The following is a 24,822-nucleotide window of genomic DNA, read 5'->3' on the forward strand; positions in this document are numbered from 1 at the left end:
GGAGGGGTGGGTGGGAGGGGTGGGTGGGAGGGGGGTGGATGTGAATGATGGCGGTTGCCCCCTCCCCGACCCTCCCCCGCTGTCGCGGGAGAGGGGGCCTGATGGGAGGGCGGCGGCAGTTCCCTCTCCCGCTGACCAGCGGGGGAGGGTTAGGGAGGGGGCCGCGAGAGGCTTACGGCGGCGGCGCCTGGAACCGTGCGCCCAGACGGTAACGGCTGCCGGGGTGAACCAGCATCGCCACCGTCACGACCTGACCGTTGACCCAGGTGCGACGGGTGACGCGCAGGCAGGGTTCGGACTCCGGGATTTCCAGCAGCCGGGCAATGTCGGGGGTCGGGGCCACCGCCTCGATCACATGCTCGACCTGGGGGGAGGCCTCCAGCCGCATCAGATAGGCGCCGGGGGTCTGTTGGGTGAAATCCTGGTCCAGATAGTCGGGCGCGACCTCCGGGTTGACCCAACGCTCCTCCAACTGCACCGGCACGTCGCTTTCGCGGTGGACGACGATGGAATGGAACAGCGCCGAGCCGACCGGACGGTTGAAACGGCGGGCCAGACCGGAATCGGCGGTGACGGCGGACAGGCTCTCGACCGCGCAGGAATGGCGGTTGCCGCGCGCCGCGATCTCGTCGGCGATGCTGCGCAACTCCACCACGTCCATGCTGGTCGGGCGTTCGGCGACGAAGGTGCCCAGCCCCTGGACGCGGGTCAGCAGCCCTTCGTCGGTCAGGTCGCGCAGGGCGCGGTGGACCGTCATCCGGCTGACCGAAAACTCCTCCAACAGCTTGTGTTCGGACGGGATCTGAAAGCCCTCGCGCCAGTGGCCGGACTGGATGCGGCGGCGGATCGTCTCCTTGATCTGGGCGTAGCGCGGTTGCGCGGCGGACACGGCGCTCATGATCGGCTCTTTCAGGACAGGATGCGGGGCGCGCGGACGATTCCCGCGTTCACCACCGCCCGGCAGGGGTTAAGGCCGATGGCGTAGGACAATTCCGCCGGATGGTCGATCCCCCACAGAACCAGATCGGCCCGCATCCCCGGCGCGATGACTCCCCGGTCGGTCAGGCCCAGCGCGCGGGCGGCGCAGCGCGTCACCCCGGCCAACGCCTCCGCCGGGGTCAGCCGGAAGAAGGTGCAGCCCATCGACAGCATCAGCAGCAGCGAGCAAACCGGCGATGTGCCGGGGTTGTTGTCGGTGGACAGCGCCATCGGCACGCCGTGGCGGCGCAACAGCTCAATCGGCGGCAGCTTGGTTTCGCGCAGGGCGTAGAAGGCGCCGGGCAGCAGCACCGCCGCCGTTCCGGCCCGCGCCATGGCGACGACGCCCTCCTCGTCCAGATGCTCAATGTGGTCGGCGGACAGGCCGCCGAATTCGGCCACCAGCTTGGCCCCGCCCAGATTGCTGAGCTGTTCGGCGTGCAGCTTCACCGGCAGGCCATGCGCCCGCGCCGCCTCGAACACCCGCCGGGTCTGGTCGATGGAAAAGCCGATGCCCTCGCAAAAGGCGTCCACCGCGTCGGCCAACCCGGCCTTGGCGACGGCGGGCAGGGTTTCGCCGCAAAGCTGGTCGATGTAGCCGTCGGGGTCGCCGCGCCATTCCGGCGGGACCGCGTGGGCGCCCAGGAAGGTGGTTCGGACATCGACCGGACGAACCTCCGCCAGACGCCGGGCGACGCGCAGTATCTTCATTTCGTTCGCGGTGTCCAACCCATAGCCGGATTTGATTTCGACCGTCGTCACCCCTTCGGCCAACAGGCTGTCCAGGCGCGGCAGCGCGGCGGCCAGCAAGACGTCCTCGTCCGCCGCGCGGGTCGCCGCGACGGTGGAGACGATGCCGCCGCCCGCCCGCGCGATCTCCTCATAACTCGCGCCCTGGAGCCGCATCTCGAACTCGCGCGCCCGGTTGCCCCCATAAACAAGGTGGGTGTGCGCGTCGATCAAGCCCGGCGTCATCCAGCCGCCGCCGCCCGAATGGACATGCGCGGCCAAAGACTCCATAGGCCCCGGCAGGGCGCCGCGCGGACCGGCGAAAACGATCTTGCCGTCCTTCACCCCCACCGCCGCGTCGGCCACCGCGCCATAGCCGTCCGCCGCCCCATCTTTCTCCCTCCCGTCAACCATGGTGGCGAGCGACAGGTCGATCCACAGGGAATCCCACAGCGCGGCGGTCGGCATCGGTTGTCCTCCGGTGGTCCTCCGCCGAACGCCGACGAAAGGCGCTTGGCATCGGGTTGCCTATACTTGTATAGTGTTGTCTATAATAACGAGGCCGCTTGCATGAGCAACCTGTTTTTTGCCGCCGCGCTGTTGCCCCAGGGATGGGCGGACAACGTCGCCGTCGCGCTGGACGGTCGGGGCCGCATCACGGCGATCACCGCCAACGCCCCCTGCCCGCCGGGCGCGAAGCGGTTCGCCGGGGCCGCCGTCGCGGGAATCGCCAACCTGCATTCGCACGCCCACCAACGGGCCATCGCCGGAATGGGCGAAGCCTCGGGCGAGGGCGCCGACAGTTTTTGGAGCTGGCGCGACGTCATGTACCGCGCGCTCGACCGCATGACACCGGAGGATTTCGAGGCGGTCGCCGCCCAGCTCTATATGGAGACGCTGAAGGCGGGCTTCACGGCGATCGCCGAATTCCATTATCTGCACCATGACCGCGACGGCAGCCACTACGCCGATCCGGCGGAAATGAGCCACCGCGCCGTCGCCGCCGCCCGCGCGGTTGGGCTGCCGATCACCCTGTTGCCGGTGCTCTACGCCGCCTCAGGTTTCGGCGGAACCGCCCCCACCCACGGCCAGCGCCGCTTCATCCATGACGGCGAGGGGTTCCAACGGTTGACCGGGGCGTTGCAACGGGCCTATGGCGCGGACGACGACGTGCGGCTGGGCATCGCCCCCCATTCACTGCGCGCCGTGCCGGAAAGCCTGTTGGCTGAAACACTCGCCGCCCACCCGACCGGCCCGATTCACATCCACATCGCCGAACAGCGCAAAGAGGTGGAGGATTGCCTCGCCCACAGCGGACGCCGCCCGGTGGAATGGCTGCTGGAACGTTGCGCCGTGGACGCCCGTTGGTGCCTGATCCACGCCACCCACATGACCGACGCGGAAACGCGCGGCGTGGCGGCGAGCGGCGCGGTGGCCGGTCTGTGCCCAACGACGGAGGCCAACCTCGGCGACGGCTTTTTCCCCGCCGAATCCTACATGGCGCAGGGCGGGCGCTGGGGCGTCGGTTCCGACAGCCACATTTCCGTCAGCCCGGTGGAGGATCTGCGCTGGCTGGAATATGGCGCGCGCCTGACCAGCGGGCGGCGCACCGTGCTGGCGGGCGGCCCGCGCCGCGCCACCGCCCGGCGGCTGGTGGAGGACGCGCAGGCGGGCGGGGCGCAGGCCACCGGCTTCGACGCCGGGTGGATCGCCGTCGGGTCGCGCGCCGACATCGTGGTTCTGGATTCCGATCACCCGCTGCTCGCCGCCCGTCGGGGCGACGCGTGGCTCGACAGTTGGATTTTCTCCGGCAACGCCGGGCTGGCGCGCGACGTGATCGTCGGCGGGCGGACCATCATCCGCGACCGCCGCCACCCGCGCGAAGACGAGATCGCCGAACGCTTCAAAAACACCTTGGGGAGACTTTTGGGATGAGCGACGCTGTGCCGACCACCGACACCACCATCACCCTGGTTCCGGGCGCGCTGTCGCTCGACACGCTGCGCGCGATTTATCACGGGCGGCCCACCCTGACGCTCGATCCGGCGGCCTACCCGCGCATGGCTCAATCGCGCGCCCTCATCGACAAAATCGCCGGCGGGACGGAGGCGGTGTATGGCGTGAACACCGGCTTCGGCAAGCTGGCGCACACCCACATCGCCGCGTCGGATCTGGAAAAGCTTCAACGCAACCTGATCCTGTCGCACGCCACCGGCGTCGGCCAGCCGCTGGCCGACGCGGTCGTCCGCCTGATCCTGGTCATCAAGGCGGTCAGTCTGGCCGTCGGCGCGTCGGGCATCCGGCCCGAACTGGTCGACGCCCTGCTGAAACTGCACGCGACCGACGTTCTGCCGGTCATCCCCGGCAAGGGATCGGTCGGCGCCTCGGGCGATCTGGCTCCGCTGGCCCATCTGTGCGGCGTGCTGCTGGGCATCGGCCATGTCCGCGTCAACGGCCAAATCCTTCCCGCCGAAGAGGGGCTGCGCGTCGCCGGTCTGCCGCAGTTCGAGCTGAAGGCCAAGGAAGGGCTGGCGCTCATCAACGGCACCCAGGTCTCCACCGGGCTGGCGCTGGCCGGGCTGTTCCAGATCGAGCGTGATTTCAACGCCGCCCTGGTCGCGGGCGCGCTGTCGGTCGAGGCGGTCAAGGGCAGCCATCGCCCGTTCGACGCCCGCATCAGCGCCCTGCGCGGCCAGCCGGGCCAGATCGCCGTCGCCGCCCTGTTCCGCGACGCGCTGAGCGGCAGCCCGCTGAACGCCAGCCACCAGGGGCCGGATTGCCACCGCGTGCAGGACCCCTATTCCCTGCGCTGCCAGCCGCAGGTGATGGGCGCGGTGCTCGACCAGATGCGCCAAGCCGCCCGCACCCTGGTGATCGAAGCGAACGGCGTCACCGACAACCCGCTGGTTCTGGTGGACACCGGCGAGGTGCTGTCCGGCGGCAATTTCCACGCGGAGCCGGTGGCGATGGCCGCCGACCAGCTCGCCATCGCCGCGTCGGAGATCGGCGCGCTGTCGGAACGCCGCGTCGCCATGCTGATCGACACCACCATCAGCGGCCTGCCGCCCTTCCTGGTGGCCGAACCGGGGCTGAACTCCGGCTTCATGATCGCCCATGTGACGGCGGCGGCGCTGGCCTCGGAGAACAAGACCCACGCCCACCCGGCCAGCGTGGACAGCCTGCCGACCTCCGCCAACCAGGAGGACCATGTCAGCATGGCGACCTTCGCGGCGCGGCGGCTGGGCGACATCGCGGGCAACGTCGCCGACATCGTCGGCATAGAGCTTTTGGCCGCGATTCAGGGGTTGGAGTTCCACCGCCCGCTCGCCACCTCCGCCACGCTGGAACGCGCCATCGCCACCGTGCGCGCCGACGTGCCGCGTTACGACGTGGACCGCTATTTCGCCCCCGATCTGGCCGCCATCGGCGCGCTGGTCCGCCGGGGGGCGCTGGACGACGTGATGCCCGCGTCGCTGGAGGCGTGATGGAGCCGATTTTTGACCTTGCGCCAGGCGATGGGCCGCTGGTCATCAGCATGCCCCATTGCGGCACAGCGCTGTCGCCGGGGCTGGCCGAACGGTTGACCCCGCAGGCGCTGACCCTGTCGGACACCGATTGGCACATCCCCCGGCTTTATGATGTCGCGCGGGATGTGGGGGCGACGCTGCTCAGCGCGCGCTGTTCCCGCTACGTCGTCGATCTCAACCGCCCGCCGGACGGGGCCAGCCTCTACCCCGGTCAGGCGACGACCGGCCTGTGCCCCGACACGCTGTTCGACGGCCAACCGCTGTATCAGGACGGGCAGGCCCCGGACGCGGCGGAGATCGCCGAACGGGTCGATGCCTATTGGCGGCCCTATCACGACGCCTTGTCGGCGGAGCTGGCGCGGGTCAAGGCCCGCCACGGCTTCGCCCTGCTCTACGACGCCCATTCGATCCGCAGCCGGGTCCCCCGCCTGTTCGACGGGCGGTTGCCCGACCTCAACCTGGGCACCGCGCGCGGGACCAGCGCCGCGCCCGGCCTGATCGCCGCCGTGGTGGCGACGATGGAGCGGGCGGCGGCGGCGGAAGGGTTGACCTGCGTCACCGACGGGCGGTTCGTCGGCGGCCACATCACCCGTTTCTACGGGCGACCGGCGGAGAATGTCCACGCCCTGCAAATGGAGCTGGCGCAAGACCAATATATGGACGAGGACGCCCCGCCCTTCGCCTACCGCCCCGACCGGGCGGAGCGGCTGCAACGGGTGCTGCGCCCGCTGCTCGACACGCTGGCGGGGTGGCGTCCGGCGGGGTGAAAACGCCCCGCCACCGCCAGCCCCTCATCACCGGTCCCGCATCACTGGCCCCTCATCACCGGCTAGGTGCCAACGCCTCCAACCGCAGGGGCAGGCGTTGGCCCAGCCACGCCGCGTGCGCGGTGTGGTCGGCCAGCTCGTCGCCGGTCATCGGGTGGACCAGCACATCAAGAGTCCCGTGGTTGAGCATCAGCCAGGGCATCACCTGGGCGAAGACCTCCACCGCGAAGGCGACCTGATACATGCTCTGGGTGTGCGGGCCGACCAACGCGTCGTGCCAGCGCCCCAGCCGCACCGGAAAACGCGCGTCCAGCGCCGCGCGCAGGGCGGCGGCCTCGGCCTTCGTCTCGGGCTGGTAATAGACGTGGGCGTGGTATTCCGTGATCGTGGCCACCCGATCCCCCATCGTCTCCGCCGCGTTCATCGCCCTTACGCCCCGACGCGGGCGAGGAAGGCGGCGAACTCGTCCGCCGTGGCGTAGGCCGCCTGCGCGCCGCGCTTGGTGATCGAATCAGCGGCGTAGCGCACCGCCGTCCGCAGGGCCGCCGGAACGTCGCCCCCCTCGGCGAACACGCGGGAGAAGGAGCCGATGAAGGCGTCGCCCGCCCCGGTGGTGTCCACCGGCGTGACCGACACCGGGTCGATCAAGGTCGCCGACTCCGCCGTCACCAGCAGCGCGCCGCGCGCGCCCAGCGTGACGATGACGCAGCGGACGCCGCGCGCGATCAGCAGGCGGGCCGCCGCCTCGGCGTCGGACGGGCTGTTGACCGGGCAGCCGGTCAGCGTCGCCAGCTCCGTTTCGTTCGGCACGAAGAAGCGCAGCCCCGCCAGCTTGGCGGGATCAAGGTCGGTGCGGGCGGGGGCCGGGTTCAGCAGCACCGGGACGCCGTGCGCCACGCCAAAGGCGATGGCGTGATAGACGGTCTCCAACGGCACTTCCAGTTGCAGAACGATCAGGGCGCAGTCCTTCAGATCCGCCGCCGCCGCGTCGATGTCGGCGGGGCGCAGATGGTCGTTCGCCCCCTTGGCGATGACGATGCGGTTTTCCCCCGACGGCTCCACCAGGATCGTCGCCACGCCGCTCGCCACGCCCGCCACCCGCCCGACATGGCGCGTGTCCACCCCGGCGCGGCCCAGCGCGGCGAGCGTCGCGTCGCCGAATCCGTCATCCCCCAGCTTGGCGACGAACAGCGCCTGCGCCCCCAGCTTGGCCGCCGCCACCGCCTGGTTGGCCCCCTTGCCGCCGCCGCCCTGGCTGAAGGATATCCCCTCCACCGTTTCGCCGCGTTCCGGCACGCGGGACACATAGGCGACCAGGTCGGTCATGCTGCTGCCGATGACGGCGATCTTGGGCCGGGTCATGCTCTCTCCTCAACACACGCGGGCAGGACGACGACGATAGCAAGCTTGCCAAGCTTCGGCACCCTCCAGACGGTTTTGCGCACGAAACAATATTCACGCGACGGCGCGCCAGATCCGTCCGACGGCCACGTCCCGGCCACCCGAGTCGCGGCGTCTTCTGACGCAGTGCAGCATTTCGGCCACATCCCAGACACCTGATTTTGTCAGGAAATCCCGAATGTTGCAGGAAGCCGTTGAACGGAAGGTGCTTTTCCATGATTGTTCGGCATTGCCGCAACTCTTTTGACGGCGACGCCCGACCGACCTCGACGACGAGGCCGTGGCGGAAAAAAGGATCGACCACGAGATGCATGACGCCAGCGAGCGGCCGCGCCGCCCCGACGACCACCCCAGCCACCGGCCTTTGCCGACCGGCTGTTTCCGGGTGCAGCGGCCCATTCGCTTTTCCCACAGCGACCCCGCCGGAATCGTCTATTTCCCGGTCTATTTCGACATGTTCAACGGCGCGGTGGAGGACTGGTTCACCCAAGGCCTGCACATCGACTACGCCAGCATGATTCTGGATCGGCGGCTGGGCTTGCCCATCGTCCACGCCGAATGCGATTTTCTGGCCCCCAGCCGGATGGGCGACACGCTGACGCTGGGCGTTTTGATCGAGCGGCTGGGCCGCAGCTCCCTGCAACTGCGCATCAACGGCGAGGTGGACGGGCAAGTCCGCCTGTCGGGCAGCCTGACGGTGGTGACGACCTCGCTGGACGGTTTCGCCTCGATGCCGATTCCCGACGACATCCGCAGCGCCATGGAACTCTATCAGGCCCGCTGCGAATCGTAACCCGCCTCACAAGCCCCCGCCTTACAAACCGATGAAGGGCTGCATCAGCCGCCCCATCAGGCCGGTGAAGCGCAGCGGCGCGTCGGTGGCGATCAGGCACAGGCATTCCTCGCAGCCGTCGGCGATGGGCTGGTGGCCCACCTCCTCGTCGGCCTCCGCTATGTCGCCCGCGACGTAACGGCCCAGTTCGTCGCAAAAGGATCCCGACAGAACCACCGTCAACTCCAGCCCGCCATGCCCATGATGGGGCAAGGCGGTTCCCGGCGCGATGCGCAGCAATTGCGCCGACCCGCCGCGCGGCGTGCGCGGCAACAGCTCCACCCGCCGCACGCCCGGCGCCAGCCGCTGCCAGGGCGCCGCCGCCAGCGAGCCGACATAGGGGCGCAACAGCCCCGGCGTCCCAGCCTCGCCCGGCGTGGCGGGGCGGCGGCGGGGCGGACGGCGCTCCGGGGGCGCCGCGTCCAGGCAGGCCAAGGTGTCGGCCAACGTCAGCCGCTCCAGCGGTTCCGGCGGCAACGCCTCCAGCAACGCGCCGCCCACGGCGTCGATGTCGGCCAGCGCCGCGCGGCAATCGGGGCATGAGGCGAGGTGGAGCGCCACCGCGAGCGACAGGCCTTCGCCCAAACTGCCCGCCCCATAGCCGACCAGCAGCGCGTCGCTGGGGTGATGCTGCGGGCGGCGTCCGGTCTTGCTGGCTCCGGTCATGGCTCGTCTCCCAGCGCCTTGCGGATCTTGCCCATGGCAAGGCGCAGGCGCGACTTCACAGTGCCCAAGGGCAGGTTCAGGCGCTCGGCGATCGCCGGATGCGCCAAATCGGCGAAAAAGGACAAATGCACCACCTGCGCCTGCTCCGGCGTCAGGTCGTTCAGCGCGCCGCGCAGGCGCTTGGCCCGCCGCGCCCCCTCCAACAGCGCGTCGGCGCGGGGGCGGTCATCCTCATGCTCGGCCAGCGCGTCGTCCGACACTTCGGGGTGGCGTTCGCGGCGCAGGGCGTCGATCCGCAAATTGCGGGCGATGGTGAAGACCCAGGTCGCGGCTTCGGCCTTGGCCGGGTCGAACAGCTCGGCCTTGCGCCAGACCGCCAGCATCGTGTCCTGCGCCAGATCCTCCGCCCGCTGCGGCGGCGCGCCCAGCTTCAGCATGTAGGATTTCACCCGTGGGGCGAAATGGGCGAACAGGCGGGCGAAGGCGGCGCGGTCGCGCGCGGTCGCCACCGCAAGCAGGGCGCGCGACATCTCATCGGTCGGTTCCAACGGATCCCGCTCGGTCATGGACGGTGAAGGAAGGGGGGCAAGGCCACGCATAGCCCCCTTTACGCGGCGACCGCCGCGTCGGATCACCGCCCGAACGCGCGATCAACGCCCAATCAGGGTGTTTCCCTATCGGCGCAGGAAAGCGCCCTCGCCGGTGATCCAGCCGCCGCCCTTGGGCGTAAAGCCACATGTTCCGCACCCGAACAGGGGCTTATCGCCTATGACCAGCGCCGACATTTTGCCGATCCGTTCCGTCCACGCCTCCTCCACGCCGCCGCAATCCGTCGCCGTCATTGGTTCGGGAATCGCCGGTCTGTCGGCGGCGTGGCTGCTGTCCAAGGCGCACCGCGTCACCCTGTTCGAGAAGGAAGACCGCCCCGGCGGCCACGCCAACACGGTGGACACCGACCTCAGCGGCCCGGTGGACACCGGATTCATCGTCTACAACGCGCCGAGCTACCCCAATCTGGTCGCCCTGTTCGATCATCTGGGCGTGGCGACGCGCCCCACCGACATGAGCTTCGCCGCCTCGCTCGACGGCGGGCGGATCGAATATGCGGGAAGCTCGCTTGGGACGCTGTTCGCCCAGAAAAGCAACCTTCTGCGCCCGCGCTTCTGGCGGATGCTGCGCGATCTCCTGCGCTTTTACCGCGACGCGCCCAGGCAATTGAGCGCGCCGGACGCCGAAAGCCTGACCTTGGGCGAATTGCTGGACCGGGGCGGCTATTCCGACGCCTTTGTCCGCGACCATCTGTTGCCGATGGCCGCCGCGATCTGGTCCACCCCGGCGGACTCGATGCGCGATCACCCCGCCGCCGCCTTCGTCCGCTTTTGCGAAAATCACGGGCTGCTGAAGATCACCGACCGCCCGATCTGGCGCACGGTGGACGGCGGCAGCCGCGCCTATGTCAGCCGCATCCTGGCCGACATGCCGAACGCCCTGCGCCTGAACAGCGCGGTGGAGTCGGTGTCGCGCGAAGGCGGACGGGTGCGGATTCGCGACCGGCGCGGGGCGCTGCACGCGTTCGACCATGTGGTGATCGCCGCCCACGCCGATCAGGCGCTGGCCCTGCTCGACGACCCCAGCGACGAGGAGCGCCGCCTGCTCGGCGCCTTCGGGTACGAACGCAACCTCGCCATCCTGCACGAGGACGACACGCTGATGCCCAAGCGCCGGGCGGTGTGGTCAAGCTGGAATTACCTGTCGCAGCCGCGCGTTCCGGGCGCGGGCCAAGAGGGCGACGCGGTGTGCGTCACCTATTGGATGAACCGGCTGCAAAGCTTCCTGCCGCCCGAACGCGACCTGTTCGTCACCCTGAACCCGATCCGCCCGCCGCGCGAGGGCAGCATTCTGCGCAGCTTCCTCTACGACCACCCGGTCTTCGGGATGGGGGCGCTCGCCGCGCAAAAGCAATTGTGGAGCCTGCAAGGCCAGCGCAACACCTGGTTCGCCGGATCCTATTTCGGCGCGGGCTTTCACGAAGACGGGGCGCAAGCCGGGCTGGCGGCAGCCGAGGCGCTGGGCGGGGTCCGCCGCCCCTGGTCGGTGGAGAATGAATCCGGGCGCATCCATCTTGGCCCCCATCCGCGCGCCGCCGCGCGCGAGGCCGCGTGATGGAGCCGTTCGCCTCCGGCCTCTATGTCGGCGCGGTGACGCACCGGCGGGTCAAGCCGGTGGCGCACCGGCTGTCCTACCGGGTGTTCAGCCTGTTGATCGACCTGGACGAATTGCCCCGGCTCGACGCCAGCTTTCGCCTGTTCGCCCACAACCGCTTTGGCCTGCTGGGCTTCCGCGACCGGGATTTCGGCGCGAAGGCCGACCAGCCGGGCGCGGAGTTGCCGCTGAAGGACTGGGCGGCCCGGCATCTGGAGCGGGCCGGAATCGTCGCCGACGGGCCGATCCGCATCCTGTGCTTCCCCCGCGTTTTGGGCATGGTTTTCAACCCGCTCAGCGTCTGGTTCTGCCACCGGGCCGACGGCGGCCTCGCCGCCATCATCCACGAGGTGTCGAACACCTTCGGCCAGCGCCATTCCTATTTGATCCCCGCCGAAACCGGCGCGGATGGGCTGGTGCGGCAGAGCTGCGACAAGCGTTTTTACGTTTCCCCCTTCATGGACATGGAGACGGCCTATCATTTCCGCATCCGCCCGCCCGCCGACGATCTGCTGCTGGCGATCCGCCAGACCGACGCCGAGGGGCCGGTGCTGCACGCCACCCTGGCCGCCCGCCGGGTGGAAATCAGCGACGGCGCGCTGCTGCGCGCCTGGGCGCGGCATCCGCTGATGACGCTCAAAGTCGTGGCGGGCATCCATTGGGAGGCGCTGCGCCTGTGGCGCAAGGGCATGACCATCCGCCCCCGCCCCGACGCCCCCGCCGATCCCGTCACCATCGTGACGCCCGCCTTGGCGTCGCCAACCTCCCTCTCATCCGCCGCCCTTTCCCCCCTCATCGCCCCCAGCAAGGGAATTCCCGCATGACCGACGTTGCAGCAACCGCCGTTCGACCCTGGTGGCGGCGGCTGACGCCCGGCCGCGATCTGTGGACCAATCTGTTTTTGCGCGCCGCGTCCCGCATTCGCCATGGCAGCCTGACCATAGGGCTGCCCGACGGGCGGTCGATGGCGTTCGGCGACCCGACGGACGGCCCGCGCGCCGACCTGACGCTGGACGACCCGACGGCGGCCCGTCATCTGCTGCTGGGCGGCGACATCGGTCTGGCCGAGGCCTATGGCGACGGGTTGTGGCGCAGCTCCGACCTGCCCGCCTTGATCGAGCTTGGCATCCGCAACGAGGCCGAGTTGGGCAGCCAGATCCTGGCCTCAACCGCCCTGGCCTTCGTCAACCGGCTGCGTCACCGGCTGCACGACAACACGCGCGGCGGCAGCCGCCGCAACATCGCGGCGCATTACGATCTGGGCAACCGCTTTTACCAACTGTGGCTCGACCCCGGCATGACCTATTCCTCCGCCCTGTATGAGCGGGCGGGGCAAAGCCTGGAGGACGCGCAAGACGCCAAAATCCGCCGCGTCGGCGACCTGTTGGAGCTGTCGCCGGGCCAGAGCGTGCTGGAAATCGGCTGCGGCTGGGGCGGCATGGCGGAGCATCTGACCCGCGCGCGCAGCGTCTCCGTCGTCGGGCTGACCCTGTCCACCGAACAGCTCGCCTTCGCGCAGGCGCGCTTGGCCGACAGCCCCGAAGCCGGGATGGCGGAATTCCGTTTGCAGGATTACCGCGACGTGGAGGGCCAGTTCGACCGCATCGTCTCCATCGAAATGATCGAGGCGGTCGGCGAAGCCCATTGGCCGCGTTACTTCAGCGCCCTGCGCGACCGGCTGACGCCCGGCGGCTGCGCCGTCGTCCAGGCGATCACCATCGAGGACCAACGTTTCCCCGGCTACCGGCGCGGCTGCGACTTCATCCAACGCCACATCTTCCCCGGCGGGATGCTGCCCTGCCCGTCGGCGATGCGGGAGCAGGCGGCGCAGGCCGGGTTGGTGATCGACCATGTCGAAACCTTCGGCTTCAGCTACGCCGAAACGCTGGCGGAATGGCGGCGGCGCTTCCTGGCGGCGTGGCCGCAGGCCGCCGCCCAGGGCTTCGACGCGCGGTTCGGGCGGCTGTGGGACTATTATCTGGCCTATTGCGAGGCCGGTTTCCGCGCCAAGACCATCGACGTCGGCCTCTGGCGCTTCCGGCGGCCATCATGAGCGTCCAAACATGAGCGCCCCGCGATGACCGGCGGCGGGGCGCTGTCGGCGCGGCGGCTGACGCTCTACGCGCTGCCCGCGCTGCCGCTGGCGCTTCCCACCATTCCGGTGGCGGTGCTGCTTCCCGCCCATTACGCCGAAACGCTGGGAATTGGGTTGGGCGGCGTCGCGCTGGCGTTGACGGCGGCGCGGACGCTCGACCTGTTGACCGACCCGCTGGTCGGGGCGCTCAGCGACCGCAGCGGGCGGCGCAAGCCGTGGATCGCGCTGGGCGGGTTGCTGGCCGGGCTTGGCCTGCTGGCGCTGTTCAACCCGCCCGCTCAGGCCGGGACCGCCCATCTCTTCGGCTGGAGCCTGCTGCTCTATGTCGGGTGGAGCATGGTGCAAATCCCCTATCAGGCCTGGGGGGCGGAATTGGCGACCGGCTATGACGCCCGCGCCCGGATCAGCGGCGCGCGCGAAAGCGTCGGCGTGCTCGGCCTGATTCTGGCGGGCGCGGTTCCGGCGGGGGCGGCGGCGCTGGGATTCAGCGCGGCGCAGGGCTTGAGCCTGCTGGCCACGGTCACGGTGGCGCTGGGCGCGCTCGCCCTGTCGGGTCTGCTGTGGGGCGTGGCGGAGGTTGGGCGGCCCGCCGACGACGGGCAAACGCGCGCCTTCCCCTCTCTGCGCCCAATCCTGTCCAACCGCCCCTTTCTGCGGCTGCTCGCCGCCTGGATGGTCAACGGTTTGGCGACCGGGGTTCCGGCCACGCTGTTTCCCTTTTTCGTCGGCTCCGTCCTGATGGCGGGCGACGTCGCCAAGGGCGTCTTTCTGCTGGTCTATTTCCTGTCCGCCGTCGCCGCCGTGCCGCTGTGGCTGCGGTTGGCGGCGCGGGTGGAAAAGCACCGGGCCTGGCGCCTCGCCATGCTGACCGCCTGCGCCGCCTTCGCCCCGGTTCCCTGGCTGGGGCCGGGCGACCTGCTCGCTTTCGGGCTGGTCTGCGTCATCACCGGCGCGGCGTTGGGCGCGGATCTGGCGCTGCCCCCGGCGATGCAGGCCGACGTCGTCGATTACGCCCGCTGGCGGGAGCGCGGGCCGCCGCGCGCCGGGCTGCTGTTCGCGCTGTGGACCATGGCGTCAAAGCTCGCGCTTGCGCTGTCGGTGGCGCTCGCCCTGCCGCTGGTCGCCGCCTTCGGCTTCGATCCGCGCGTCGCCACCCCGTCCGCGACGGCGCTGTCGGCGGTGGGGGTGATCTACGCCGGGGTTCCGACCGTAGCCAAATTGATCGCGGTCGCGTTGGTCTGGGGCCACCCGTTGAGCCGCCGCCGCCACGCCGCCATCCGCAACCGGCTGGATCGCCGGGCCACCGCCCAAGGATTGGACCCCGCATGCTGACCCGCCTGCTTCCATCGCGCCTTTTGCTGACCGCCGCCGCCCTGCTCTTCGCCTTGAACGGATGCTCGTCGATGAAGGTCCAGGATTTCGCCGACCAGAAACCCGCGCTCAAAATCGAAGAGTATTTCGCCGGGCGCACCAAGGCCTGGGGGATCTTCGAAGACCGTTTCGGCACGCTGCGCCGCAGCTTCACCGTAACCATCGACGGCGCGTGGGATGGCCGGGAACTGATTTTGGACGAAAATTTCCTCTATTCCGACGGCGAGAAGGACCGCCGCGTCTGGCGCATCGTGAAAACCGCCGACGGTCGCTATGAGGGGCGGGCCGACGACGTGATCGGCACGGCCATCGGCGAAGCGGCGGGCAACGCGCTGAACTGGAATTACGAGCTGATGATGAAGGTCGGCGACGGCGCGTGGCGCGTGCGCTTTGACGATTGGATGTGGCTGCAACCCGGCGGCGCCCTCATCAACCGCGCCAATGTTTACCGCTGGGGCCTGTGGATCGGGACCGTCAGCCTGTTCTTTCAGCCCGAAGGGCGCGGCGTCATTCCGGCAAACGCGCCGCCGACGGAGAACCGACCGGCGGACAAACGCCAAGCCGCCGCTGGATGAGGCGCAGCGGCGCGCCCAGCAGCGGCAGCCGCGCGTAGACATGCTCGCCCGAATCCCAATGGTCGATGTGCTCCGACACCCGGCCATCGGCGGCTTGAACCACCTCGCTGGTTCCGATGACGTCAAGGCGCCCGATCACCGGCAGCGTCGCCTCGAACCGCCAGCGCAGCAGGGCCAGATCCGGGGCGAACAGCCTGTGCGTGACGGTGAACCGCAAACCGCCGCAGCCCGCCAGCGTGTGCTCCATCACCGCGCGCAGGGCGGCGCGGCCCCGCGCGTCGTTGAAGGGATCGCGGAAGCGCACATCCTCCGTCGTCAGATCGGGCAGCCGATCCAGCGCGGCGGGGCTGAGTTCCTCAAAAAAGCGCGCCCAGCCATCCAGACCGGCGCGGCGGGCGTCGTCGCTCATCCTGCCCCCGTGATTTTGCGGACCAAGGGAAAATACACGCCATAGGGCAGAAGGCGCAGCGCCTTCATGATCCGGGCGAAGCGCTTGGGAAAGAGGATCTCGAAGGCCGATCCCGCCAACCCCTCGGCAATCCGGTCGGCGGCCTCCTCCGCCCCGATCAGGTCGGGCATGGGGAAGGGGTTGCGCGCGGTCAGCGGCGTGGCGACGAAGCCGGGGGAAATCAGACGCAGCCGGATCCCGGCGCGGTCGCAATCCAGCTTCAGCGATTCGCACAGATTGATGAGCGCCGCCTTGGTCGGCCCATAGGCCGCCGCCGTCGGCAGCCCACTGTACCCGGCGACGGAGGCGACGACGGCGACCACGCCCCGGCCCCGCGCCCGCAGGCGCGGCAGAACGGCGTCCAGCCCATGGACGACGCCCATGTAATTGACCTCCATCAGCGTCCGCGCCGTGGCGGCGGCGTAATCGTCGAGCGACATCGGGATGTGGGTTCCGGCGTTCAGCACCACCTGGTCGAGCGGGCCGTGCCGATCCTCGATCGCCGCGACGCAGGCCGCCACCGCGCCCGCGTCGGTGACGTCGAGCGGGTGGGCGTGGATCCGCCCCGGCGCCAGCGCCGCCAACGCCGCCAAGGACTCGACGGAGCGGGCCGAGGCCGCCACCGTCGCCCCGTCGCGCGCCAGCCGCAGGGCCAGCGCCCGCCCGATGCCGCTGCCCGCCCCGGTGATCCAGACCAGCGGCGGCCTCACCTCAGGCGCGCTCATTGCGGACGCTCCGCCACTTCGGGATCGGGGCCGCAGCGTTGGCAGACATAATCGATGGTCGAACCGTCCCGCGCCGAAAAACGCAGGCCCGTCCAATGACCGGCGTCGTCGTACCAGACCGTCGCCCGCATCTCGCCGTCATAGGCGTAGCGGGTGGACGGGCGGCTTTGCCCCCCGGTCGGAACCAAATCGCGCCCTTGAGCGGTCATGGTCACGCGATTGACCTTGCCGGTGATGGTGTTCAGAATCTCGGTCGCGCCGATCACCGCCGGATTCCAATGATCGGTCGGAAACAGGCCAAACGGCGCCTCGGCCACGCCGTCCGGCCCGGTGACGAGCAGGGTCTTGCCCTCGGCGCGGGCCGACACGCTGGTGACGGTTCCGTCATCGTCGGCGCCGCTGTCCAGCGCCGTCATCCGCCCGTCGGTCCATTGGCTGGTCGAGCGGTACTCGAAACGGTAGACGGGGATTCCCAGCAGGCGGACGACGATCCGGCTGGTCGCCGCCGCCTCCACCCCGTTGGCGGCGCGGCGCAGGGTGACGCGGTGCTCGCCGACCGGCGCGCCGTCGCGCCGGATCTCGAACCGATAGTCGGTTTCCGCCGGAAGCGGGGCGGCCTTGGCGGGGACCGCCGCCAGCAGGGCGGCGGCCAAGGCGTGTCGCAAAAGGGCCGGGGGCGGCATCGCGCGATCCTCGTCGGGTGTCCACTGCCCCTGGTTACGCCACCAGGACGCTTGCGGATCACCGCGCAAGACCAAAGGCCGAAGCCGCCAAATTCAGGCCGCCAAATTCAGGCGTTGAAGCTCAGCAGGATCTCGCAGCGCCCGCCGTTGCGGACGGACGCGCTGACGTTGTTCGCCATCCGCCCGATCATGTAGGAGGCCAGACGCCGCATGCCGTTCTCGTCCTCCAGGATCTCATCCTCGGTCGGGCGGTTCTTCTCCATGGTCAGCGGCAAGCCGCTGTAGGTGACGGCGACGGAAAAGGTGAACTCGTCGAACAGGGTTTTCAGCTCCAGCGGACGCCGCCCGCCCGCCTCCGTCATCACCATGTCGTTTTGCCTCAGCAGGTCGAACACCTCCTGCAAGGCGAAGCGGACGCGGTGGATGGTTTCCGGCTCCGCCGCCCAAAGCTGGCCCTGCTCCGTCACCACCTCGGTCAACTGCTCCGGCGTCAGATGGGCGATGTCCAGCCGCACCCGGCTGCGGGTGCCGGCGCCGATGCGCAAGGTGGCGTTCAGCAGAATGACCAGCGCCACGCTGACCGTCAGCGGCGAGCCGACCCAAGGTTGAAGCCAGCCGGGCAGAGTCTCAAAGAAATGCGGATCGACCAGCCGCCCCAGCCCAAAGGCCAACGCGATGCCCAGCACGAAGATCTTGCGTGAATCAAGCATGCGGGAGCTGATGACCTGGATGCCGTTCATCACCAGGAAACAGCCGCTGGACATCAACGCCGCGCCGATCACCGGCGGCGGCATGATGAGCAGCGCGGTGGCGATCTTCGGCGAAAAGGACAGGCCGACCAGCAGCGTTCCCACGCCAAGGCCGATGGTCCGGCTGGTCGCTCCGGTCGCCACCGACAGGCCGACCGCGCCGGAGGTCGCCGCCTGCCCGACGCCGCCGATCAAACCGGCGAAGACGTTCGCCACGCCGTCGGCCAGAATGCCGCGCCCGATGTTGCCCATGTCCGGGCGCTTCCAATCGGCGTCGTTGGCCTTTTGCGCCGCCGTCACCGCCCCCACCGAATTCAAGGTCATCGCCAGCGCGGTGATGATGAAAGGCAGCAGCAGTTCGACGTCGAAGGCCAGCCCGAAGCTGCCTGGCTGCGGCAGGGCCAGCAACGGCGCCTCCTCCAGATGCTGGATGTCGAGCGGGGCGAGCCAGCCCTCCGCCATCCCCAGCGCGTAGCCGAACACCACGCCGATCAACGAACAATAGAGCCGCAACCGCTTGCCGCCCCAGACGTTGAAGCCGACGATCACCGCCAACACCGGCAGGCCGACCGCCGCGAAACGCAGATATTCGCCGTCCGCCTGCCCCATGCCGACCAGTTGGCGCACCGCCAGGATCATCACGGTCAGCCCGATCATGAAGACGACGAAACCGGCGATTTCCGTGGGAAACAGCGGCCTCAACCGATGAATGACGCGCGACAGCCCCATCACCAGCAAGCCGGAAAACAGACTCATGCCGAACAGCAACGGCAAGCCGCCCTTGGCCAGCGCCAAGGCGGCGGGCGGCAGCAGAATGGTGGTGGTGGTCGCCGGAACCATGAAGCCGGATCCCAGCCCGCCCCGCCCCAGACATTGCAGGATGGTGGCGACGCCCCCGGCGATCATGGTCAGACTGACCAGACGGCTGCCCGCTTCGGCGTCGAGCTGCGCCATCCGGGCGATCGTCACCGACACCACCAGAAAGATCGCCACCAGGGCGAAATGCTGAAGCGACAGCAGAACCAGGGCCAGGGCGGGGGGCCGTTCATCAACCCAATAGGTGATCTCTGTCGGTCGCTTGGCCATGATGCTCGCTGCGCGGGATCGGTTGGAAGCACGCACGATAGGCGGTCCTCACCAGCCTGCCAAGCCGCCCGTCATCCCATTGACAAGACGTTCACATCTCAATCACACCGGGTTGGGCCAATCACACCGGATCGGGAGCAATCGCGCCGCCCTCTCATCCCGCCCGCATGCGTTGCACCAGCCCATCGACCTGCGCGCCCAATGACCGCAGCTCGTCGGCGACGGTGGTGGAGGCCGTCAGGACCTGCCCCGCCGACGAACCGGAGTCGGCGGCGGATTGCGCGACCACGGCGATGGCGTTCTGGACATGCTGGGCGCCGTCCGCCGCCTCGCCGACGTTGCGGGCGATTTCACGGGTGGCCGCGCTCTGCTGTTCGACGGCGGCGGCGATGGTCGCGGCGATCTCGTTGATGCTGCGGATGGTTCCGGCGATGGAACGGATGGCGTCCGCCGCCTCGCGCGTCACCCCCTGCATGGCGGCGATCTGGACCGAAATCTCCTCCGTCGCCTTGCCGGTCTGGCTCGCCAGATTTTTGACCTCGCCCGCAACGACGGCGAATCCCTTGCCCGCCTCCCCCGCGCGGGCCGCCTCGATCGTAGCGTTCAGCGCCAACAGGTTGGTCTGGCTGGCGATGCTGTGGATCAGTTGCACCACCTCGCCGATCTTGTTGGCGCTGCGGGTCAGCCCCTCCACCGTGTGGTCGGTGCGCTCCGCGTCCTCGGCGGCCTTGCGGGTGATCGCGCTCGACGCGTTGACCTGGGCGCCGATTTCCTGGATCGACGCCGACAGCTCTTCAGTGGCGGCGGCCACCGCCTTGACGCTGCCCTCGGCCTGATGGGAGGCGCTGGCGGCGGTCTCCGCCTCGCCGGTGGTGATCTCCGCGTTGCGGCTCATGCTTTGCGCCATGCCCTGCATGTCGCCCGCCGCGCGCGCGACCCGCTCCAACAGGCCCCGGACGCTGGTCTCGAAGGTTTCGGCGGTCTCCATCAGAACGCGGCGGCGTTCCTGGGCGGCGTTGCGCCGCGCCTCTTCGGCTTGGGCGTTGGCCTCATTGGCGCGGATGGCGGTGTCGCGGAACACCGCCAGGGCGCGCGCCATGTCGCCGATCTCGTCGGTTCCGGCCGGTGGGATGCGGGCGTCGAGCTGGCCGTCGGCCAGCGCCCGCATGGCGTCGGACAGATCGCTGACGCGGGCGGCGATGCTGCGCCCGGCGACGAACCAGGTCAGCGCCGCCGCGACCAGCAGACTTCCCGCCGCGCACAGGATCAGCATCAAGCGGCCCTGGGCGATCGCGGCGGCGGCCAAGGCGGCGGCGGTCCCGGCTTCGTCCTTCATCGCGCCAATCTGCGCGTCCACGGCGACGGCGAATTGCTGGGCGACCGCCCGGCTGTCGGCCAACACCCCCTCATTTTGCCGCAACGCGGCCAGTTCCGCCCGGCGCAAGGCGAACACGCCGCGTTCGCCCCGCCCAAAGGCCGCCAGCGCGTCGGCGGCGGGTTGCAGCGCCGAAAGGCTCGCGCCGCCTTGCGCGTTCAAGAGTTTCAGCCGTTCGGCCAAGGCGGCGACCGACCGCCCGTGGCGCGCCTCCAAAAGCGCCAACCGGGCGACGTCCGGGGCTTGCGCCGCTTCGTTCAGCGCGCCGGTCAGGGCGTCGCCGTGAATCGACAATTCCAGAAAGGCGCGGAACCGCTCCAACTCGCGGCCCAGCAGCTCTTGCAGGCCGTCCTGGGTCTGCGAACGGACGTTGAAGCTCGACCGCTTGATTTCGCTTTTCACCTTCTGCAAGGGGCGTTGCAGCGCCTCCAGCAAGGCCGCCGCGCGGGTCCGCGCTTCGGTCAGGCGGTCGGACACCCGGCGGTCAAGCGCGCCGCGCGCGCCGTCCGCCGCATCCAACGCCGACCGGCGCAAATCAAACGGCGCGTCGGCGCCATAGCCCATGGCGAAAAACGCGTCGAGCGCGGCGGGCGTGTCCGCCCCCAACCGCTCGGCCAGCGCGCCGACCGCGCCGCTGACCTGCGAGGACGCTTGCAGAAACACCTGCTGCTGCTGGCTGACCACGGCGGCGGAGGGCGCGACGCCCGCCAGACTCAGCGCCTCCGCCGCCGCGACGATGTCGCCGCGCAGATCATACAGACCGATCAGCGAGCGCACCGCTTCCGACAGCCCGCCCATGTCGCGGTCGGTGCTGGCGTCGAGCGCGTCGCCCTTGGCGCGGAAAGCCGCCCCGGCCCCCTCGATCAACGGGGCCAGCGCGCTTTGAAAGCCGTCATACCCCGTGGCCAGCGCCGCCATCGCGCCTTCCCGCTCCGCCCGCAGGGTCAACCGACGCCCGACGGCGTCGTTCTCCGCCTCCAGCGTCGCCAACAGCGCGGCGGCCTTGTCCCGCACGGCGGGGACATGCGGATCCGTCGGGCGCCGCCCCGCCAACTCCTCGACCAACCCCATCAGGGCGGAGGCGCGGGTCATGATCTCGCCATGCAGCCGCTCGCGCTCCTCTTGCGTGTCGGCCCCGTCCAGCGTCGGCGCGGCGGCGGCGATGCCGCCGCTCTCCCCCGACAAGCGGGTCGCCAACCCCATTTCCGGCAGGCTGGTGTCGACGATCCGCAGCAAGGGCGCTTCCATGGCGGAAAAGGAGGACAAGCCGACCCCGCTCGCCGCGATGGTCAAACCGGCCATCCCGGCAAAGGCGAGCAGCAGCTTGGCGCGCACGCCAAAACGGCGTTCCCGCGTCGGCGTGGTCGAATCGGCGATGGTCATGATCGGCGGCTCCCCCAGAGACGGCATCGGTCAACGGTCTCGCCAGGGCGGCGCGATGGAAATGCCCTGACACGGGGGACGAGCGGCGCGCCGACGGGCTGCGCCGCGACCTTATGCCCCACCATTGGGGGCGAATGGTTCAGCTTGTGAACCGAACCCGTCAACGCAGTTTTCCGGCATTCTGAATGATTCTATAAATTTTTCCGATATATGGAAAATAGGCGCGATTCATGTTTCAATTTTTACATTTTTAAACCCCCACGTCCGACGCCGCCACGCCCAGCCAGGGCGGCGACGATGACGCGTCGCAAGGGCGGCTCCAGGAACCGCTTCGTATCGCGCGGCGGCGACCGCAGGCCAAAACCGCCGCTTCTGGTCTTGAACCGCTCCGGGAAAGGCTGGAAAATGCCGTTGCGGGCATTGACGTCGCAGGGGCCATGATATGGCCATCATCGTCGGCGAACGCTCCTCCGAGGGGGGCGCGCGCGAACAGGAAGCAGGCCCCACCAACCGTGACAGCCCCGACAGATCCGCAGCCTGCGCGCCGCTTCACGACGGCGGACGGGTCGCTCGCACCATCACCGTTCAGAACGCGGCGTCAGGCTGGGCGAGACCAGGCTGAGGCCTCGCCTGAAAATCGTTTGTTGGGCTGATAAAATGATTGATTTAATTTTCCATCACCGGCAAAATCACATCATCGAAAGCGCACGGTCATGACCGCAAACAAGACCATCGCTGAGATCGCGCGGCTGGCCGGCGTCGGCACGGCGACCGTTGACCGGGTGCTGAACGGAAGGCCCGGCGTGGCGCCCGAAACCGCCACACGGGTGCGCGAAGCCATGGCGACGCTGGCCGTGGACAGCCCGGCGCGGGGCCGCCCGCGCAAGGCCGTCGGCTATCGGGTGGCCTTCGTGCTGCCCGCCACCCGTCTGCCGCTGTACGACATGGTTGATCGTCAGATCGCCCAGATGGCGGGGGATTTCCGCCATCTTCACATCACGGAGGTCACGCACCGTTTTGATCCCGGCGACCCGGATCGGTTCGCCGCCGATCTCGCCAGCCTGGAGGAGTATGACGGCGTCGTTCTGTTCGCGCCCGACGTTCCGGCGATCAAGCTGGCCGTCAACGAACTGGTGCGCGCCGGGGTTCAGGTCATCACCCTGATGTCCGATCTGGCGGGGTCGCTGCGGGCGAGCCATGTCGGCATGGACAACCGCGCCGCCGGGCGCACCGCCGCGCTGTTGATCGGGCGGATCATCGGAACGGCGCGTCCGGCCACCGTGCTTCTCACCTCGCAAACCACCCGTTACGCGGCGGAAATCGACCGCCGGGTCGGCTTCGCCCAGCTTTTGGAGGAACGCTTCCCCAACATCGAGATTCTGCGCCTGCTCGATCTGCCGAGCGGGGAAGAGGACGCCTGCGCCGCCGTCGCCCGGTTGCTGACGCGCCCGGATCTGCGCGACCGGCTGGCTGGTCTCTACGCCATTGGAAGCTGCGCCTATGGGGTGACGCGCGCCGTGCGGGCCGCCGGTTTCGGGGCGGATTTCGCCAGCGTCGCCCATGATTTGAGCGAAGGAAACCGGCGTCTCCTGGTCAATGGAAGCCTGTCCTTCGTGCTGCACCAGGATGTCCACGACTGCGTGATGACCGCGACCAAGGCCCTGTTGGCGCTGCGGGAGAGTCTGCGCGGTCCGCCCATCGCCGTTCCACCGAGGTTGGAGATCCTCACGTCGGAGAATCTGACATAACGCTCTCCCCCTGACCTCCTTGGAGCGGCGCGCCAACGCCACCCAACAAAAACCAAGGAGGTCAGAGGAAATGTCCAAGATGCTGAAGACGCTGGGCGCCGCCGCTCTCGCGCTCGCCACGCTGGCGACCGGCGTCGGTTCCGCCCAGGCGCAGGATGCCAAAAGCGCCAAGGGCCGGGGCCTGACGTTGTGCTGGGCCGCCTGGGATCCCGCCAACGCGCTGGTTGAACTGTCCAAGGATTTCACCGCCAAGACTGGCGTCAGCATGAATTTTGAATTCGTGCCCTGGACCAGCTACGCCGACCGCTTCCTCAACGAATTGAACTCGAAGGGCAATCTCTGCGATCTCATCATCGGCGACAGCCAATGGATTGGCGGATCCGCCGAGAATGGCCATTACGTCAAATTGAACGAGTTCTTTGACAAGGAAGGCATCAAGATGGATGACTTCCTGCCCGCCACCGTGCGCGGCTATTCGGAATGGCCCAAGGGCACGCCGAATTACTGGGCGCTTCCGGCGATGGGCGACGCGGTGGGCTGGACCTACCGCAAGGATTGGTTCGAGCGCGCCGACATCCGCGCCGCCTTCAAGGCCAAAACGGGCCGCGACCTGACTCCGCCCGCCACCTGGACCGACTTGAAACAGGTCGCCGAATTCTTCCAGGGCCGCGAGATCGACGGCAAAAAGGTCTATGGCGCCTACATCTACACCGAACGCGGATCGGAAGGGATCACCATGGGCGTGACCAACGCCCTGTACAGCTTCGGCTTTGAATACAGCGATCCGAAAAAACCCTATCAGATGGAGGGCTTCGTCAATTCGCCCGACGCGGTGAAGGGGCTGGAGTTTTACAAATCGCTCTACAAGTGCTGCACGGCGCCCGGCATGACCAACGCCTACATGCAGGAGGGCCTCGACGCCTTCAAATCGGGCCAAGTGGCGATGCAGATGAATTTCTTCGCCTTCTTCCCCGGCCTGTACAAGGACGCCAACGTCGGCGGCGACAAGATCGGCTTTTTCGTCAACCCGGCGGAAAAGGTCCAATACGCCCAGCTTGGCGGTCAAGGCCTGTCGGTGGTCAGCTATTCCAACCACAAGGCCGAGGCGCTGCAATATGTCAAATGGTTCGCCCAAGGCGACGTGCAAAAGAAATGGTGGGCGCTGGGCGGCTATTCGGCGGCCAAATCGGTCACGCTTGATCCCGGTTTCCCCAAAAGCGCGCCCTTCGCCGCCGATTTCCTGAAATCCATGCAAATGGTCAAGGATTTCTGGGCCGAACCGGCGTACGCCTCGCTGTTGCTCGACATGCAAAAGCGCGTTCACGACTATGTGGTGGCCGACAAGGGAACCGCGAAAGAGGCGCTCGACCTGCTGGTCCGCGACTGGACCAAGGTCTTCAAGGAAGAAGGCAAGCTGTAACCCACCGGACGGGACGGGGGCCGGAGGGGACGGGGCGGCCCTGCCGCCGCCCCGCTTCCCCC

22 protein-coding genes are annotated in these 24,822 nt (G+C 68.9%); 11 read left to right on the plus strand and 11 right to left on the minus strand.

Annotated elements, in window-relative coordinates:
• Nucleotides 1-172 precede the first annotated feature (172 nt).
• The gene (gene hutC / locus ACODS4_RS06435; protein ID WP_488861849.1) at nucleotides 173-898 is read right to left on the minus strand and encodes a histidine utilization transcriptional repressor HutC; all 726 of its coding nucleotides are present in this window, start codon (nucleotides 896-898) and stop codon (nucleotides 173-175) included.
• 11 nt (nucleotides 899-909) lie between these two features.
• On the minus strand, nucleotides 910-2,175 hold the full coding sequence (hutI, locus tag ACODS4_RS06440) for an imidazolonepropionase (RefSeq protein ID WP_488861851.1): 1,266 nt from the start codon (nucleotides 2,173-2,175) through the stop codon (nucleotides 910-912).
• A 102-nt stretch (nucleotides 2,176-2,277) separates the two neighbouring features.
• Between hutI and ACODS4_RS06445 the strand changes: the two genes are divergently transcribed.
• From ACODS4_RS06445 to hutG, 3 genes are read left to right on the plus strand one after another with little or no spacing between them, the layout of a single operon-like run.
• Entirely contained in the window at nucleotides 2,278-3,642 is a 1,365-nt protein-coding gene (locus tag ACODS4_RS06445; RefSeq protein ID WP_488861853.1) for a formimidoylglutamate deiminase, read from the plus strand.
• Complete coding sequence (gene hutH / locus ACODS4_RS06450) at nucleotides 3,639-5,192, plus strand: histidine ammonia-lyase (RefSeq protein WP_488861855.1); 1,554 nt, start codon at nucleotides 3,639-3,641, stop codon at nucleotides 5,190-5,192. The genes ACODS4_RS06445 and hutH overlap by 4 nt, the downstream gene beginning before the upstream one ends.
• On the plus strand, nucleotides 5,192-6,001 hold the full coding sequence (gene hutG / locus ACODS4_RS06455) for an N-formylglutamate deformylase (protein ID WP_488861857.1): 810 nt from the start codon (nucleotides 5,192-5,194) through the stop codon (nucleotides 5,999-6,001). Before hutH ends, hutG begins: the two co-directional genes overlap by 1 nt.
• Nucleotides 6,002-6,056: 55 nt before the next feature.
• Here the strand turns inward: hutG and ACODS4_RS06460 are convergent, their stop codons facing one another.
• Complete coding sequence (locus ACODS4_RS06460) at nucleotides 6,057-6,395, minus strand: DOPA 4,5-dioxygenase family protein (protein WP_488861859.1); 339 nt, start codon at nucleotides 6,393-6,395, stop codon at nucleotides 6,057-6,059.
• A 35-nt stretch (nucleotides 6,396-6,430) separates the two neighbouring features.
• Nucleotides 6,431-7,363 (minus strand): ribokinase, encoded by a 933-nt coding sequence (rbsK, locus tag ACODS4_RS06465; protein ID WP_488861861.1) that lies wholly within the window; start codon nucleotides 7,361-7,363, stop codon nucleotides 6,431-6,433.
• 346 nt (nucleotides 7,364-7,709) lie between these two features.
• Here rbsK and ACODS4_RS06470 point away from each other — a divergent pair, with 346 nt between their 5' ends.
• Nucleotides 7,710-8,195 carry an acyl-CoA thioesterase gene (locus tag ACODS4_RS06470; RefSeq protein WP_488861863.1) on the plus strand — a complete coding sequence of 162 codons (486 nt, stop codon included), beginning with the start codon at nucleotides 7,710-7,712 and terminating at the stop codon, nucleotides 8,193-8,195.
• A gap of 21 nt (nucleotides 8,196-8,216) precedes the next feature.
• On the opposite strand, the gene ACODS4_RS06475 is transcribed toward ACODS4_RS06470, so the two are convergent.
• Both ACODS4_RS06475 and ACODS4_RS06480 read right to left on the minus strand, forming a co-directional pair.
• Complete coding sequence (locus ACODS4_RS06475; RefSeq protein ID WP_488861865.1) at nucleotides 8,217-8,900, minus strand: ChrR family anti-sigma-E factor; 684 nt, start codon at nucleotides 8,898-8,900, stop codon at nucleotides 8,217-8,219.
• Nucleotides 8,897-9,448: a sigma-70 family RNA polymerase sigma factor gene (locus tag ACODS4_RS06480; protein ID WP_488861867.1), complete on the minus strand. Its 552-nt coding sequence runs from the start codon at nucleotides 9,446-9,448 to the stop codon at nucleotides 8,897-8,899. Before ACODS4_RS06480 ends, ACODS4_RS06475 begins: the two co-directional genes overlap by 4 nt.
• Nucleotides 9,449-9,668: 220 nt before the next feature.
• On the opposite strand from ACODS4_RS06480, the gene ACODS4_RS06485 reads away from it, so the two are divergent.
• Genes ACODS4_RS06485 through ACODS4_RS06505 form a run of 5 tightly spaced genes read left to right on the plus strand, consistent with a single transcriptional unit; the run spans nucleotide 9,669 to nucleotide 15,143 of the window.
• Nucleotides 9,669-11,063, plus strand: a complete 1,395-nt coding sequence (locus tag ACODS4_RS06485) for an NAD(P)/FAD-dependent oxidoreductase (RefSeq protein WP_488861869.1) — start codon at nucleotides 9,669-9,671, stop codon at nucleotides 11,061-11,063.
• On the plus strand, nucleotides 11,063-11,926 hold the full coding sequence (locus ACODS4_RS06490; RefSeq protein WP_488861871.1) for a DUF1365 domain-containing protein: 864 nt from the start codon (nucleotides 11,063-11,065) through the stop codon (nucleotides 11,924-11,926). The genes ACODS4_RS06485 and ACODS4_RS06490 overlap by 1 nt, the downstream gene beginning before the upstream one ends.
• On the plus strand, nucleotides 11,923-13,155 hold the full coding sequence (locus ACODS4_RS06495) for a class I SAM-dependent methyltransferase (RefSeq protein WP_488861873.1): 1,233 nt from the start codon (nucleotides 11,923-11,925) through the stop codon (nucleotides 13,153-13,155). Before ACODS4_RS06490 ends, ACODS4_RS06495 begins: the two co-directional genes overlap by 4 nt.
• A gap of 24 nt (nucleotides 13,156-13,179) precedes the next feature.
• Nucleotides 13,180-14,529 carry an MFS transporter gene (locus ACODS4_RS06500; RefSeq protein WP_488861875.1) on the plus strand — a complete coding sequence of 450 codons (1,350 nt, stop codon included), beginning with the start codon at nucleotides 13,180-13,182 and terminating at the stop codon, nucleotides 14,527-14,529.
• Nucleotides 14,523-15,143, plus strand: a complete 621-nt coding sequence (locus tag ACODS4_RS06505; RefSeq protein ID WP_488861877.1) for a DUF3833 domain-containing protein — start codon at nucleotides 14,523-14,525, stop codon at nucleotides 15,141-15,143. Before ACODS4_RS06500 ends, ACODS4_RS06505 begins: the two co-directional genes overlap by 7 nt.
• On the opposite strand, the gene ACODS4_RS06510 is transcribed toward ACODS4_RS06505, so the two are convergent.
• From ACODS4_RS06510 to ACODS4_RS06530, 5 genes are all read right to left on the minus strand, one after another.
• On the minus strand, nucleotides 15,076-15,552 hold the full coding sequence (locus ACODS4_RS06510) for a nuclear transport factor 2 family protein (RefSeq protein ID WP_488861879.1): 477 nt from the start codon (nucleotides 15,550-15,552) through the stop codon (nucleotides 15,076-15,078). The two genes, ACODS4_RS06505 and ACODS4_RS06510, sit on opposite strands and share 68 nt — an antisense overlap.
• Nucleotides 15,549-16,316, minus strand: coding sequence for an SDR family NAD(P)-dependent oxidoreductase (locus tag ACODS4_RS06515; protein ID WP_488861881.1), 768 nt, complete (start codon nucleotides 16,314-16,316; stop codon nucleotides 15,549-15,551). The genes ACODS4_RS06510 and ACODS4_RS06515 overlap by 4 nt, the downstream gene beginning before the upstream one ends.
• Nucleotides 16,313-16,999: a DUF6134 family protein gene (locus tag ACODS4_RS06520; protein ID WP_488861883.1), complete on the minus strand. Its 687-nt coding sequence runs from the start codon at nucleotides 16,997-16,999 to the stop codon at nucleotides 16,313-16,315. Before ACODS4_RS06520 ends, ACODS4_RS06515 begins: the two co-directional genes overlap by 4 nt.
• Nucleotides 17,000-17,106: 107 nt before the next feature.
• Entirely contained in the window at nucleotides 17,107-18,834 is a 1,728-nt protein-coding gene (locus ACODS4_RS06525; RefSeq protein WP_488861885.1) for a uracil-xanthine permease family protein, read from the minus strand.
• 154 nt (nucleotides 18,835-18,988) lie between these two features.
• Nucleotides 18,989-21,592 carry a methyl-accepting chemotaxis protein gene (locus ACODS4_RS06530; RefSeq protein ID WP_488861887.1) on the minus strand — a complete coding sequence of 868 codons (2,604 nt, stop codon included), beginning with the start codon at nucleotides 21,590-21,592 and terminating at the stop codon, nucleotides 18,989-18,991.
• 713 nt (nucleotides 21,593-22,305) lie between these two features.
• Between ACODS4_RS06530 and ACODS4_RS06535 the strand changes: the two genes are divergently transcribed.
• Both ACODS4_RS06535 and ACODS4_RS06540 read left to right on the plus strand, forming a co-directional pair.
• Nucleotides 22,306-23,340 (plus strand): LacI family DNA-binding transcriptional regulator, encoded by a 1,035-nt coding sequence (locus tag ACODS4_RS06535; RefSeq protein ID WP_488861889.1) that lies wholly within the window; start codon nucleotides 22,306-22,308, stop codon nucleotides 23,338-23,340.
• A 70-nt stretch (nucleotides 23,341-23,410) separates the two neighbouring features.
• Nucleotides 23,411-24,760 (plus strand): ABC transporter substrate-binding protein, encoded by a 1,350-nt coding sequence (locus ACODS4_RS06540; RefSeq protein WP_488861891.1) that lies wholly within the window; start codon nucleotides 23,411-23,413, stop codon nucleotides 24,758-24,760.
• The last annotated feature ends 62 nt before the right edge of the window (nucleotides 24,761-24,822 follow it).

The organism is Azospirillum sp. FG154, assembly GCF_057809575.1.